The following is a 14,992-nucleotide window of genomic DNA, read 5'->3' as shown; positions in this document are numbered from 1 at the left end:
TGTTTTTTGCTGGAGCGGCAACAAATGCACTAACATTCACTAAAAACCGACTAACATTCACTACAAACCCACTAATAGTGATTATTTATCTATTGTCGGACTAATCCTTTATCGTATACTCAAGGGACTTATTAGGTTTATTTTTCAAGTGAGAATAATGAAACTCCGTTTCTTTTTTGCCTGCGCTTTATTATGTTCAAATACCGTTATTAGCTCCTCGGTAGTTGCTGAACCCGTGTCTCAAAAACAATCATTACAAGAGTTAGCATCAAGCAGTGCGATGTTAGTCGACTTAACAACCAATGAAGTGCTGTATTCCAGTAATCCACACCAAGCGGTCCCCATTGCTTCAGTGACTAAGCTCATGACCGCCATGGTGACCCTTGACGCCAAATTATCGTTAAATGAAAAAATATCGGTTAAAATTACTGACTCACCCGTGATGCGTAATGTCTATTCACGTGTACGATTAGGCAGTGAAGTTAGCCGTGAAACCATGTTGTTAATGACACTCATGTCTTCTGAAAATCGTGCTGCAACCTCGCTTGCTCATCATCATCCTGGAGGGTTTAAGGCATTTGTTCGAGCGATGAACGATAAAGCAATCGCATTAGGAATGACCCAAACGCATTATGTCGAACCTACCGGCTTATCACCTGAAAACGTATCGAGTGCGAATGACCTTATTTTATTACTTAAAGCCAGCCAGCAATATCCGCTTTTAGGTAAGCTCAGTTCAACCAATAAAAAACACGTTATTTTTAAACGCCCACGCTATGCACTGGATTTTCAAAATACCAATAAACTGGTCTTTAAAGATAATTGGAACATTGCGTTAACCAAAACCGGTTATACCAGCAAAGCAGGGCATTGCTTAGTGATGTTAACGGAAATGGATAAACGTAAAGTGGCGGTTGTGGTGTTAGATTCGTTTGGCAAATATACGCATATGGCCGATGCTAATCGACTTAAGAAATGGTTGGAAACTGGCAGAACGACGCCCATTCCTGCCTCGGCTAAAGCGTATAAAAAACAACGCCAAATGGCAGCCAATAATTCAGCAAGTTAACCAATTCAAGCATTCGTTCATCATTAAACCTGTAAATTGTATTTGCAGGTTTTTTTATAGAAAATTTCTTCTTATTAATCAATAAAAAGCACCTTAAAGTACCTATTAAACCATTTGGTACTCGCTGTTCATTGAGTTGATTTCGCTCTAAGCTATTAGCAATCATGGTTGTAAAGGTATCAATATGTTAAACATGGATTTTAGCCAGCGAGTTGTGATCAATAGCGCTGAACTTGCATGGCAAAACAGTCCTGCTGCAGGGGTCTTACGTAAACGCTTAGCGCGCGAAGAAGCCGAGCGCGGACATGCCACCAGTATTGTTAAATATCAAGCAGGTGCTCAATTTAACTCACATCCTCATCCATTAGGTGAAGAGATTTTAGTGCTCGAAGGTGTATTCTCTGATGAAACCGGTGATTATCCCGCCGGCACGTATTTGCGTAATCCTGAAGGTTTTGTTCATGCGCCATTTAGCGTACAAGGCTGCACGCTATTGGTTAAGCTGCACCAGTTTCAAGAGAGTGACTCTGAGCAAGTGGCTATTAATACCAACAACGCTGATTGGTTGCCGGGTCAAGGCCAATTACGGGTTATGCCGCTACATCAACATGGCACCGAATCTACGGCATTAGTCATGTGGCCAGCAGGGACTCATTTTCAACCCCATCGTCATTTTGGCGGTGAAGAGATTTACGTGATTAGCGGAGAGTTTATCGATGAGCTTGGCCGTTATCCTGCTGGTACGTGGATCCGCAGCCCGCATTTAAGTCAGCACAATCCCTATGTGGAACAAGACACGGTGATTTTAGTTAAAGTCGGCCATTTGTAACCATCTGCAATTTCAATATTGACTAAAAGTCATCTCTGCTTCAAAGATGATATTGGCATCAAGGTTGATGGCTGAGTAGCCAAATACTTTGATGCTTTTTTGATTAATCCTATTAACCTCGAAGGTAAATCAGCAATCATTAAATAACGAGTGGCCCAATAACCTTAATACCTATACGATTGGTTATTAAAAATTCAATCAATTCAGTCTGTCACATTCAATTACAGCATCACTCTTTAAGGATAAAAAGTGCATAGCGATGTTTCTTTAGCGCGGTTTAAGCAATTTCCACGATTAATGTGGATATTATTGTTTGGGTCATTTATTACCCGTGGCAGTTATTACATGGTGTGGCCCTTTTTGGCTGTTATCTTGTATGAAAAATTTGCCTTAACCGCCACTGAAGTAGGCTTAGTACTGTCGAGTGCAGCGATTATTTCGGTATTTACCAGTTTTATGGGGAGTGCATTGTCTGACCGGATCGGTCGCCACAAGCTCATGTATCTTACGGGTGTGCTTTATATCATCTCGTTTTCATTGCTGGCACAAGTTGATTCAGTCAAAGGCTATGTGGTGGTGATGACACTGTGTTCGATTGCCACCTCGTTATGGCGACCACTCACCTCTGCTACTATTGGTGACATCATTGATGACCCTAAAACTCGAGAACTGGCGATGCAGTCATTGTATTTCGTCGTTAACGTAGGCTGCGCCGTCGGCCCTATGTTAGGTGTTTGGTTAGGCTTAACGGGAAAACAATCGAGCTTTTATATTACTGCCGCCGCTTTTGCCGCATTGCTGGGATTGTTATTTTGGGGCTTTAGGCACCAAGCTTGTCAAACCATCCCATCGACAACAGAACAGGTGCCCGATGAGCTTATCCCTGCCATGGGTGATGCAACGTCTGCGGTTAAGCGTAAACCTGCGTTCATCAGTCGGCAGCAAATAATAACGATTTTACAGCAAGATAAATTGCTCCAATGTCTTATCGTTGCCAATATTTTGTGTATGTTCATTTATGCGCAAATGGACAGTTCGCTTATCCAATACCTCACCCGCGCCAATGCACCTAATTTACTGACATTGATTTCAGCGATGATTTTTACTAACGCATTGGTGATCATCTCAACCCAATTTTTACTATTAAGATTAATGGCCGGCTATAGTTTGGTTCATCGTATTCAGTTTGGACTGATACTATTGGTGTGCTCACAAGTTTGGTTAGCGTATAACCCTATCGATTTATTTTGGGGCTGGATTGGCGCCGTTATTGTCATGAGCCTAGCCGAAACCATTTTGTTCCCGACTATGAATGTGCACATTGACAGGCTAGCCCCTAAGCATTTGCGTGGTGCGTATTTTGGCGCGGCATCATTTTATGAAATTGGCTTTGCGTTTGCGCCATTGGGTGGCGGGATTATTTTGGATCATCTCGGTGGATATTGGTTATTTATTATCGGTGCTATATTGTCCTTGGTGGTGATGTATTTATACAGTATTTTGGATAAGCTACCCAGGCCAGATTTTGCTGCAATGAAGTTAAGTTAACAGTTAGGGTTCTCTTTTATGGCTATTGCCTCTGTACTCTATGTACTCTACATAATTATAGAAGAACTGACCCAGCCGCACATCATTTTCCTAAGCGCTATCAAAACGACAAGGTCGCCAAGGGGGTCGCTGCCGCTTTTTTTCATTAGCCGTTTTGAGCCAATATCGCAATCGTCTCGTTATTTTGTTATTCCATTAATATTTAGCTTTGCTGTGTTCAAGTGAATTAACTTTAAATCAACGGTTTGACTTGTTTTTAGGCGCTCATGCTTCTAGATTAAGGCTTATTCACTATAGTAAGTGCCGCTATTTTGTTATTGTTTTGTGGAATATGATTTGGATGAGTAAGGGATGATATAACGCTAAAACAGAGGTGGTTTTTGTTGCCGCCGATGCGGGTTTTAACACTGATATCGATAATATAAATTAGTGTCGACAATTGCGCTGAATACGACTACATTTGCACCTATAGTAACCGTATCACTAATCGTATTTGGTTTTTTTTATCGGTAAGGCATTATCGCTCGTTAAGCATTATGACAAGCGCCTATTTAATCGCAAAGGAATCAATTTTATGAATCGTCATGTAATACCACTTATCATTTTTAGCACGTTAATGGTGTTTTCTACAGGTCAAAGTGTTGCTAAAGACCACGAGTCACACGGTAATAGCGGCAAGCACAAATCTGAAAAACATCAAAAAAAGCATGAACATCACAATGATAGTAACTACGAGGTCTATTTTAGTAATGATCGCCAAGTCGTGATTAAAAATTACTATTATACCACTCGTGATGCTAAGCATTGTCCTCCAGGGTTAGCCAAGAAACACAATGGTTGCCAACCACCGGGTAATGTTAAGCAATGGCATAAAGGTCAACATCTGCCTGCGGATGTTGTGTACTACGATGTGCCTCCAGCACTGACTCTTCAGCTAGGGCGCACACCAGAAGGACAGAAGATTGTCCGTGTGGGTACTGATTTGCTGTTGATTAGCATAGGTACTGGTATGGTGATCGATGCAATACAAGATCTTAACGATGTGTTGTAATCTTTTTGGCTAATATTTTGTTAGGCGAAAGCCATGACAAGGTCAATCGGGCTTAGTATAGATTCATGGCTTTAGCCAAAATGAATTTTTGCCCTTTGCCGATAACTGCTCAAGAGTTTGCTTACCGCTATCGCTATTAAAATAAAAAGCCGACTTGATGTCGGCTTTTGTGTAAACACCTACTTTTCACATGATTCAAAACCAATGATTCAAACGCTTAACCATGCTCGAATATCACGTCTTTCAAATCATTGATAGTGTTCATATCTAGATCCCCTGGCTGAGTACTCCATGTCACTCGCAGATAGTTGGCTAAATCTCTTAGCTGCTCGTCGCTTAACTTATCAGCATAAGCTGGCATGGCATAAAAGCTGGTGGTGGTGTTGTAATGTTGACTCTTTATCCCTTTTAGCATCACAGCAACGATATTGTGTGGGCTGGCTTTACCTAATGTGGCGTTACCGGCCATTGCCGGAGCAACATTAGGTCGACCCTCACCTTTTTGACCATGACAACCGGCGCAGTATCCCTTGTACAGCTTATACCCTGGCAGTTCACGCTGGTGGCCGTTAAAGGTAAGCGCTTTCGCTTCGATCTTTTCGTCGGTATCGAGCAGGTAACTGCTAACGGCAAACATGTCTGTATCGGTTAAATGACTAAAGCTGTGATACACCACGGGATACATGCCACCAAAGACGGTGCCCTTGCGAGAATAACCCTCAGTAAACAAAGACTTTAAATCGTCATGAGTCCAATTTTGTCGATTAAGCTCGGCTGGCGTAATGTCCGATGCCTCTAGCCCTTCAATGACAGCACCTTGAAAGTGTTTGTCTTGCTCCATGGCAAATAGGCTGTCTCTTGGCGTGTGACATTCAGCACAATGGCCTAAAGCATTGACTAAGTAATTACCGCGGTTCCAAGATTCACTCTTGTCTTGCTTAGGGGCAAATACCTCGGCATCGTGGGCGACTAAATTCCATGCCTTGAGGCCAAATCGTACGTTAAAGGGGAAAGAGACATCATTGTCGAGATTAGCTTGCTTGATGGGTTTAGTGCTCATCAAATAGGCGTAAATCGCTTTAGTATCTTCATTCGTTAACAGACTATAAGAAGTGTAGGGCATCGCAGGATACAGATTGCCGTTAATGCCGACACCATGATGCATGGCATCAAAAAAGTCATCATAGCTGTATTGACCAATACCGGTATCTTTGTCTGGGGTGATATTGGTCGAATACACCGCCCCAAACGGGGTGTCGAACGGCAATCCACCGGTTAATTCACGGCCGCCAACACTCGTATGGCAGGCCACACAGTCGCCTATCTTCATCAAATAAGCGCCACGTTCTATTGCGCCTTCGCCTGTGTCATTGGCAGCACTGCAGGAAAATGCCAATAAACTCAAACCCAAGGTTAGTAATAGATCCTGACTTAGCTGATGTCGAGCCTTGTTAAAGCGAGCTAAATAACTCAAATATGATGGTTTCATGACAGGGTTAGCCCCTCAGTCTTGAGGATCAAATCTTTCATCGCCGCATAATATTTTACATAGCCAGTGCAGCGGCATACGTGTTCACTCAAGGCCTCTTCTATTACGTGTTCAACTTGATCTTTGGCGATAGGTTTACGCTCAAGTCGTTCTAGCAGTGCGGTCGATTCATTGACAAAGCCAGAGGTACACCAACCACATTGAAACGAGAAATGTTCCAAAAAGGCTTGTTGCACAGGGCTAAGCGCGGTGATCTCGCCTTGGGCGTTCTGCTTGGCATGACCTTCTACTGTGCGGATATGTTTGCCATTGAAACGCTCGACACCATTGATGCAAGTACGTACAACCTCACTCACTCCTAGGTTGTCGTCAACTATCACAGTGCAGGCATGGCATACACCTGCGCCGCAGCCAAACTTAGTGCCGGTAAGGTTTAAATATTCATGCAAGAATTCAATCATCATGACGCCATCGCCGACTTCAATCGGGCCAACGGCTTGGTTATTAATAGTTAGTTCAATTGACTGGCTCATGCCATGGCCTCCTTAATTTTTTTCGCTGTCATTGGTAATTCGTAAAAGCGCACTGCGGTAGCCTGATAAACGGCCTCAACCAGTGCGGAAACGACAGGGATCATCACCACCTCGGCAATGCCGCGATTCGGATCTGTTTCGGATAATGGCGCTAAGATGGTATGTCTCTGGCTCCAAACGCCAACATGCCTTGCTAACGGCACCTTATAACGATTGAGGTTCCAAGTACCATTACCTGCCCCAGCTTCAAATGGCGGTAATTCCTCATGCAGAGCATGGCCAATCCCCATGGCAAGACCGCCTTGAATTTGGCCTTCAACTAACTCATTCACAATCACTTTACCGGCTTCTAACCAAGTGTGAGAGCTCAGCAGTGTGACTTCACCATTACCTTCATTTACCGCCACTTCAACCAAGGTTGCGCACGGGGCATAGTAAGTCACCATGGCATTATTAAGCTCGGCCTTAGGGTAGCGCATAGCTTGACGGTCGATTAAGTGATAACCGTTGGAATTCATACTGGCTTGGCGAGCAGCATTGCCATGATATTGATTACTTTCGCCGTATTGCAGCGCCAACGCATCCAGTGCAATGCGTTCTTTGGTGCCAAGGATCTCAAAATCAGCTTCGGCCCAAGCCCAGCGATTAAAGGCATGGCCCATTACGCCAACCACTAAGCCCATGTCGTGGGCGCGTTTAGCGAGAATATCGATCGCCAGTGGCGGGAAGCCCATAGCGGTAAGTTTACCGTCGACCCAGCGGCCGTCGCGAGCGTGATTGAGATTGGTTGCGCCCATTGGGGTGTTAAAATACAACTCGTTCCAAATAGACACAGCCGCAGGCCAGAGTCCGTGGCGATAGATAATCTCGGCGGCAATGCGGGTCACATGGCTTTGGTAATAGGCCGACATAGACGCCGACGATGCCATGGCTTTTACTGGCGTCCAACGTGGATTAGCCGTCATTTCATCTTGACGTTGCTGTGAAATAATATAAGGATTGTCGGTTTGCACTAATTGCATGGCATCCCAGATGTCTATCTTGGCTAGGTTTACCTCATGGGCAAAGTTGCCTAAGGCGTCGCTGACGATCACGGCTTGAGATGTTTGGGTACCAGTGCCCATTTCGATAAAGCCGATATCCAGGGTTATTTTACCGTCTTTAGATAATCTAACCGCCGCACTTGGCGCCGCCGCACCTGTACCATAATCTTTTGTGGCAATGCCAAAGCCTACGCCATAACGCATACCAGGGTGTTTGGCCTCATAATGAGTCTTATTGGCTGCGCGGTTTTGCCACACAGGGTCTTGTTCGGCCATGTCGAGCATTTCACGATATCTTAGGGTGCCATTGGGGATAGCGCCTTGGGTATTACGCTGCCCAGACTCCATCACGTTAGCCGCGCGCAGTTTAAACGGATCAACATCTAACTCGGCTGCCATTTCGTGGATCATGCCCTCCATTGCCGTCATCGATTGCAACGTGCCATAACCGCGCATCGAGCCTGCATCTGGGTTACGTGATGCATAGGCGGTGGCGATAATATCATTGCGCGGCGTGTAGTAAATACTTTGCATCGCCGTTGCCCCAACGGAGGTCACCGACGGGCTAAAATTGACTCGACCGCCACCATCGACGGTCATCTGTGAGGTTAATGCTTGGATTTTTAGGGTCGATTTATCGACGGCTAAGCGACTCTTCATCGTGAAAGGGTGACGCTTAAGACCAGATTGAAATTGTTCAAAGCGGTCATTGGCTAAGCGCACAGGACCGGTGGCATAAATGGCTGCGAGCACGCCATAATAAGGAAATATCGAATGATCTTTGGCACCAAAACCGCCGCCAATATAAGGCGAATGCACTACCAGATGCTTTACTTTTCCCGCTAATGGCCCAGATGACAGCATGTGTACGGCCATCTCTTGAAAGTCTTGTGGTGACTGCGAGGTGATAACCGTATGGAATGTCTGACTACTGGCATCAAACCAGCCGTTAAAGGCTTCTGGTTCCATCATCATCGGGTCGATGATCTGGGTGCGATATTCGCGCTCTAATACTTGCCACTGTTGATCTGCTTTGGCACTCGCAATCTGTTTTTCTATCTCGCCAGCATAATACAGCCCGCGCTCAGAAACCGAGCCTTGAGCATTAACATCACCTGACCATACCGGTTTGTGGTGCTTAACGCTGGGGAAAAATAGTCCATCGTGTAGTGGGCTATAAGTATCTTCACGGGCACCATTTTCGCCTTCAACCCGAATAAGACGCCAGCTGGCATAAGGGTCTTTAGTGTCTGACACAAAGGGCGTTTTTTCACCAAAGCGCAATAAGGTCTTGTCGAACTGCAACAAAGACTTAGCTTGTTTAAATGCAGAAAAACTATCGAATAATAATATGGCTACCGCATGACCAAGATAATCTGCGGTTTGTCCCTCTGGCAGTAACATATTGTCACCGTAAAACTCGGGCAGCTTAACCTTGTCGTGAATAAGATCCGCCGCAGTGATCACTTTATAGGGTTTAGCCGAAGCCGGGAGGTGGTCGAGGGAAAATCCTTGATAAACATGGGATGCATCGGCGGCGCGCAAGATAAAAGCGTAACCTTGCTGTTTTGGCCAGCCTGCCATGTCCATTGCGCGGTAGTCACGGCCATAGACTTTTTGGCCGGTCACTTTGGCTATGCCATCGTTGCGAAACTTGGGTTTGGATTGACCATTAATCTGAGTTTGCCATTGGGCTGCCAGTTCAGGAGAAACGATAGACGCATTGGCCCGACTCATTTCCCACAGTAAAGGCGCTGAATAAACGGCGACTCCACCAATCACACATTGCTTAATAAAGGTCCGGCGCGACGTGTTAGATATATCCATATTTCACCTCAGTTTGTCTTAAGGGGAAAATCAGACGCCGGGTTAGTTGCCGCCCGATTTAGGCTCATTTACTTGATTGTAATAACTAATTTTTATTGACTAATTTTCTTGCGTATAGGCTAATTTAGCATTGCGCCACGGTAACATAATGATATAAACATGCATATTCTCGATTGTTATAGGACTTCTCAAATGAGAACTGTGATGTTGATCAACTTAATTTTTTGCTGATTTAATCTGCAAATATCCCTTTTAGCGGTCGGGAATGTTATAAAAAGGGTTATGTTTATCTGCAGGTTAGTCAACATTATCGCGCTTAGTTTTGTGGTGTTTAATTGAGCTTGTTGCCATTTTTCACTATTTAATTAAGCAGATAGACAGCATATCGTTATCGGTTTAACTCAGTATGACCAGCTTACTACCAAGATTGATTATTCAATTTTAGTCAGTATAAAAAATAATTGTGCTCGATAATGAATTTTTTGATCAAGGTTTTAATTAATTGTTTGATCTGTAAGGCTATAGTTACCAGTTTGTTTTGCTTGTGTCGTTATGTTGAGCGTTTAGTCATTAGTCAAGTTAATGGTTTCGCGGTGATGGGCACGGTCAATATTATGCTGAGTGATGATTTTTGATCGGTTCCAGCGACAATTTACCCGACGACATATGTGAAGTGACTTAGCCGCGCTGTTACACCTTCGCCAATAAGTTGTCATTTCTTGGTCGATAAGTTGCGCTGTCTCAGTCCATGATATTCCAGGCATCATGGAGGTTTTACTCCCTGCGTATGGGTAAATATGCGCCTAAGCCCACAGCTCGTTAGCATTACTTTCGGAGTTAATTATCTTCTATGGCCTCAATGTTATTGGGGGAGGGCATGGCTTAAGTCTGAGCTTTATTTATATTGTCATTTATGCCTTTTTTTGGTAACAGGCAAGGGTTAATTCAAAGCCGTTTATTATTCCAAACCGAGGTTATGTTGGCTAAACCATGTCATGCTTAAGTGGCAGAAATTGATTACTTAAGGTTGTCTAGAATCGTTGCCGCGGTTAACTTTTACATCTATTTATACAGTGCTAATATTCGGCTGAAGTTTGATCAAGCGCATCTCTTAGACCCCAGCCTAATCGATATCGTAACAATTAATAAACACTTCGTTTACCAAAGTGCCTAAAGTCGTAAATCTGAGTGAACACTCATGGCAAAAATCGCAGCATTTGTCTCATTTAGCTAACTGTTTAATCCAAGTTGATTCGGTACACTGCGCGCCCTTAATATGTTGCTGTTTTATAGCACTGCACAATGGCCAGTGCATTAGCAGCATGATGTAATCACTAGGTTGCTAATAACTAACCGCTACTCACTACAGGATGGCAAATCGCATGCAATTTCCAACACACCGATTTTACGAAGACATTATGGCTTTGTTTTGTGCCGGTGTAATGGTGTCTTTTGGCGTGACTCTGTTTAACAGTAATCAGCTTATTACTGGTGGTACCGCAGGTTTGGCGATTATTGGGATGCATCTGACATCGTTAAGTTTTGGGGTGTTATTTTTCTTAATCAATGTGCCTTTTTACTATATCGCTTGGACTCAGCTTTCTAAGCGTTTCACCATAAATACCTTCATTTCGGTGACAATAGTCTCGCTAATGACGGATTATATGCCGATGTTTATTCATATCGATAATGTCCATCCATTATTTGCAGCGGTAGTCGGCGGTATGTTGATCGGGGTCGGTGTGTTGATTATGTTCAGACATAAGTCGAGCTTAGGCGGTTTAGGCATTTTGGCACTTTACTTACAAAACAAGTATTCAATTCGTGCCGGTAACTTTGGCTTGCTAATTGATACGATAATTTTAAGCTCTTCGCTGTTGCTGTTTCCTTTTGAGTTGGTGTTATTGTCAGTGATGGGTGCAATTGCGTTAAATGTGTTAATTGCGGTTAATCATAAACCTGGCCGTTACCAAGCTTATGTTGAAACGAAAGCTAACACTAAACATGCCCGCGTTGGCGTATAAACACTGTGCTTAACCCTGTTTATTGGTTAATGTAAACCTCGTTTGAACGAACCTGGTTTGCATTAAGCTTGCTTAAATTAATAGGCTGGCCTTGGGCCACTGTAAATAAATATCGCAAGACTCCAACTGCGTCATGGCTCAAATGGGCTCAACAGACACCTCGCAATATTGTTTATAAATAAGTGGCCTCTGCTGTTTTGGTCATATATCTCTCAGCCCCACCTATCAGTGCCATACAGTGTCATATTGGCCTCCGGCGTATTTTTCAGTGCGACATTTACAATCACAAACCCAAAGGAGGTTATAGGGATTGCTCCAACAAAATGATCCCGCTCAATACTCTTGTTTAATACTCTTGCTTAATACTCCGACTCAATGCTCGCTGAATAAAAAATGCCCTGCAATGTCTCAATTATGCCACTCTTTTGTGTTAGATCAATGTTACAAAGGCCAATGCTATTAACGGATTAATTTAGCGCTTACACTACAAATAGCTTAATTACCTTGAGTAATATTAATGAAACCAATTATTTGTAGCAGTGCTTTAGAGGCCGTATCCTTAATTGAAAGCGGTGAAACTTTATGGACACACTCCATGGGCGCTACGCCAACATTGTTGCTCGATGCATTAGCCGAACATGCGCTAACTAAGCATGGCTTAACATTATTACAGCTGCATACCGAGGGCGCTGAATCGCTCAGTGATCCCCGTTTAAAAGAACATATTCGCCATCGTTGCTTTTTTACTGGTTCACCCACGCGGTCGCTGTTACAACAAGGTGATGCCGATTATGTTCCGATTTTTCTCTCTGAGGTGCCCAAGTTGTTTCGTTCCGGCGAACAGCATATCGACACTGCGATTATTCAAGTGTCGCCACCCGATAAACACGGTATCTGCTCTTTAGGCATATCGGTTGAGGCAACCTTAGCTGCGTGCCAAATGGCGGGGCGGATCATTGCCCATATTAACCCTATGATGCCTCGCACCCATGGTGATGGTTTTATTCATTATAATCAGCTGGCTGCTGTGTATGAACAGAGCAAGCCGTTACCACAACATCTATTAGCCCCAAGCGATGCCATTAGTTTAGCCATCGGCCAGCATGTAGCAAAACTGGTGCCTGATGGCGCTTGCTTGCAGATGGGCATAGGTGCTATCCCAGATGCGGTGCTGTCGTGCTTAACCGAGCACAAAGATTTGGGCGTACACACCGAACTATTTTCAGATGGGGTACTTAATCTGGTTGAACTTGGAGTCATCAATAACAGCCGTAAGAAAGTACATCCCGGTAAAGTTGTCACTGGTTTTGCGTTGGGCAGCCAACGACTTTACGACTATGTTGATGACAATCCGTCGGTGATATTTATGGATATTGAGCAGGTCAATGACACTGCCATTATTCGTAAAAACCCTAATGTAATGGCAATAAACTCCGCGTTACAGGTCGATATATCAGGCCAAGTGTGTGCCGATTCACTGGGCACTCAAATTTATTCAGGCGTAGGCGGGCAAATGGACTTTATCCGCGGCGCCGGACTGTCAGAAGGTGGGCGATCGGTTATTGCACTGCCAAGTACCGCTTCCAATGGCACCGTTTCGCGCATTGCCACAGTATTATCCCCAGGGGCTGGCGTGGTAACTACCCGGGCGCATGTGCATTATATTGTCACCGAATATGGAACGGCTTATTTGCGGGGTAAGTCATTGCGCGAGCGAGCTCGAGCACTTATCGACATCGCCCATCCAAAATTTAGACAGCAGCTTTGCCAAGAAGCTTTTGATATGTGGCGACTGAAGGTTTAAATACTGTGGATTTATTAATCTTGTCATTGCTGTAATAGTTGTGAGCCGAAACGGTAGTGTGTTATTTTGATCCGCTGCCTTAGATTGGTAGATTAAACAACACACTTGGCTCGAAACTATTAACATCAGCGTAAAAGTCTCTGTAATTACGGCTAAATAGAGGGTTAAAATAATCATTGGAATACAGTCAGTTAAATACAGTCAGTTAAATACAGTCAGCTAAATACAGTCAGTTAAATACAGTCAGCTAAATACAGTCAGTTAAATATGGACACTGAAACATAATCATCTTACTCAATTTATACAAACTGCGCGGTCAATGACTGTGTCAAAGGGCATTCGTTGTATGAGTACATTAACAAAAGGTTCCCGCCAATCGGGTTTCACGCTTATAGAGCTGGTGGTAGTGATTATCATTTTAGGTATTTTGGCTGTTGTTGCGGCACCTAAATTTATCAATTTAAAAAAAGATGCCCATATTGCCGCTATCAAAGGTGCAACAGGGTCGATGAAAACGGCAGTTTCGTTATTTAAAGCGAAAACGCTCACATCAGGCAAGGCCATTTCCGATACGGTTGAGTTCTCTGGTGTCAAAGGCAGTAATTATCAACCTTGGGCCGCAGCGTCCAATGCCGCTAACACCAGTTTTACTGCCAATTATATTTTAGCACCGGAAATATTTGAAGCCGCTGGGCTTGATGTGAATGACTGGGCTTATCGAATTTATGCATCAAGTGGCAGTTATGCGGTAGCTGCTGCACCAAAAGGTGTGTTGGCTGCAGCCGAGCCAACGTCGACAGAGGTTATCGCGACGAATTGTTATTTCCAATATCATTGGAAGGTTACAGGTGAACCGGTTATTTCGACGGTGATTACAGGGTGTTAATTAGTCAGTGGTCATCCACTGAGTTGCTGTTTTACTTATGGCCTGCGGCCTCTAACGGCTAACACCTTTATGGCCTACGGCGACTAACGTGGTGGCGCTTCACCCACACCAGACCAAGAGGAAACCAACGGCAGTTCCCTCTTTACTCTTTATGAAAAATTGGCCCAGCCGCCCCGCAACATTTTCGTTAATGACTTAAATAACAGATGCGAAAAGTCGCCATGGGGATTGTTCCAGCTTTTAATCGCATTTGAATCCAGCCTCGGCCAATCTTATAATAAAGAGTGAAAATGCTAACGCTTCCGATGGGGATCTGATGTGAATGGATTCACGAATGTCGTGGTGGCATGGTCAATAATGTTGCCGCCATCAAATGACATTCCCCATGTCCATATGGGTCAGATGCCAATGAGTGACCTGTACCTCGAAAGCTAAGCCCACATCTGATAAGCCGGATGCCTTGGAGTATATGGTCAATGATGTTGCCGACATCACTATGACATTTCCAATATCCATATAGATCAGATGTGCTAGAAAGGCCTGTCAGGCTCACGCATTCTTTTATAAAGAGTCTTCAACGTCCTCAAGTTCAGAGTTGAATTTGTCCATTTTTAAGTCAATAAATCTCACTCGTTTTTGGCCCATTTTGTGATTGCACTTAATCTAGCTTGCAATAAACTTGCAAGCTTTTTACCGTATAAATTCTTATCTATCACCTGCATACAAGTATTTAGCGCAAGTAGTCTTAAATGATATGATATACAGTGATATTTCATCGAAGCTAAAGCTCACCTAGTGTAGACGTGGCAATTTCGGCCTAACTATTTGCGTGATGAATGTGGTAATTCGATTTATTCATTTGATTAATGTTAGGCGTATTTTTATTCTG

The 14,992-nt window shown here is 43.8% G+C and carries 10 protein-coding genes; 7 read left to right on the top strand and 3 right to left on the bottom strand.

Features of this window, described 5'->3' with window-relative positions:
- Positions 1 to 157: 157 nt before the first annotated feature.
- From pbpG to AAEZ02_RS02670, 4 genes are all read left to right on the top strand, one after another.
- Positions 158 to 1,069, top strand: a complete 912-nt coding sequence (gene pbpG / locus AAEZ02_RS02685) for a D-alanyl-D-alanine endopeptidase (RefSeq protein WP_124013662.1) — start codon at positions 158 to 160, stop codon at positions 1,067 to 1,069.
- Between the two features lie 184 nt (positions 1,070 to 1,253).
- The gene (locus AAEZ02_RS02680; RefSeq protein WP_124013663.1) at positions 1,254 to 1,898 is read left to right on the top strand and encodes a cupin domain-containing protein; all 645 of its coding nucleotides are present in this window, start codon (positions 1,254 to 1,256) and stop codon (positions 1,896 to 1,898) included.
- 249 nt (positions 1,899 to 2,147) lie between these two features.
- Positions 2,148 to 3,446 (top strand): MFS transporter, encoded by a 1,299-nt coding sequence (locus tag AAEZ02_RS02675; RefSeq protein WP_351075682.1) that lies wholly within the window; start codon positions 2,148 to 2,150, stop codon positions 3,444 to 3,446.
- Positions 3,447 to 4,020: 574 nt separating this feature from the next.
- Positions 4,021 to 4,497 (top strand): hypothetical protein, encoded by a 477-nt coding sequence (locus tag AAEZ02_RS02670; RefSeq protein WP_124013665.1) that lies wholly within the window; start codon positions 4,021 to 4,023, stop codon positions 4,495 to 4,497.
- A 217-nt stretch (positions 4,498 to 4,714) separates the two neighbouring features.
- Here the strand turns inward: AAEZ02_RS02670 and AAEZ02_RS02665 are convergent, their stop codons facing one another.
- Genes AAEZ02_RS02665 through AAEZ02_RS02655 form a run of 3 tightly spaced genes read right to left on the bottom strand, consistent with a single transcriptional unit; the run spans position 4,715 to position 9,389 of the window.
- Positions 4,715 to 5,986 carry a c-type cytochrome gene (locus AAEZ02_RS02665; protein WP_351121794.1) on the bottom strand — a complete coding sequence of 424 codons (1,272 nt, stop codon included), beginning with the start codon at positions 5,984 to 5,986 and terminating at the stop codon, positions 4,715 to 4,717.
- Positions 5,983 to 6,519, bottom strand: a complete 537-nt coding sequence (locus tag AAEZ02_RS02660; RefSeq protein ID WP_101032635.1) for a (2Fe-2S)-binding protein — start codon at positions 6,517 to 6,519, stop codon at positions 5,983 to 5,985. The genes AAEZ02_RS02665 and AAEZ02_RS02660 overlap by 4 nt, the downstream gene beginning before the upstream one ends.
- The gene (locus AAEZ02_RS02655; RefSeq protein WP_351121791.1) at positions 6,516 to 9,389 is read right to left on the bottom strand and encodes a xanthine dehydrogenase family protein molybdopterin-binding subunit; all 2,874 of its coding nucleotides are present in this window, start codon (positions 9,387 to 9,389) and stop codon (positions 6,516 to 6,518) included. The genes AAEZ02_RS02660 and AAEZ02_RS02655 overlap by 4 nt, the downstream gene beginning before the upstream one ends.
- A 1,382-nt stretch (positions 9,390 to 10,771) precedes the next feature.
- Here AAEZ02_RS02655 and AAEZ02_RS02650 point away from each other — a divergent pair.
- From AAEZ02_RS02650 to AAEZ02_RS02640, 3 genes are all read left to right on the top strand, one after another.
- On the top strand, positions 10,772 to 11,413 hold the full coding sequence (locus AAEZ02_RS02650; protein ID WP_101032633.1) for a YitT family protein: 642 nt from the start codon (positions 10,772 to 10,774) through the stop codon (positions 11,411 to 11,413).
- Positions 11,414 to 11,930: 517 nt separating this feature from the next.
- Complete coding sequence (locus AAEZ02_RS02645) at positions 11,931 to 13,217, top strand: acetyl-CoA hydrolase/transferase family protein (protein ID WP_124013668.1); 1,287 nt, start codon at positions 11,931 to 11,933, stop codon at positions 13,215 to 13,217.
- Between the two features lie 346 nt (positions 13,218 to 13,563).
- Complete coding sequence (locus tag AAEZ02_RS02640; RefSeq protein ID WP_351075669.1) at positions 13,564 to 14,103, top strand: type II secretion system protein; 540 nt, start codon at positions 13,564 to 13,566, stop codon at positions 14,101 to 14,103.
- Positions 14,104 to 14,992: the final 889 nt, after the last annotated feature.

The sequence above is a fragment of the Shewanella sp. T24-MNA-CIBAN-0130 genome, from assembly GCF_040310185.1.
In the GTDB taxonomy this organism is placed as follows: Bacteria; Pseudomonadota; Gammaproteobacteria; order Enterobacterales; family Shewanellaceae; genus Shewanella; species Shewanella psychromarinicola.
Note: the sequence above shows the minus strand (reverse complement) of the source record. Positions and strands in the feature narration are given on the sequence as shown.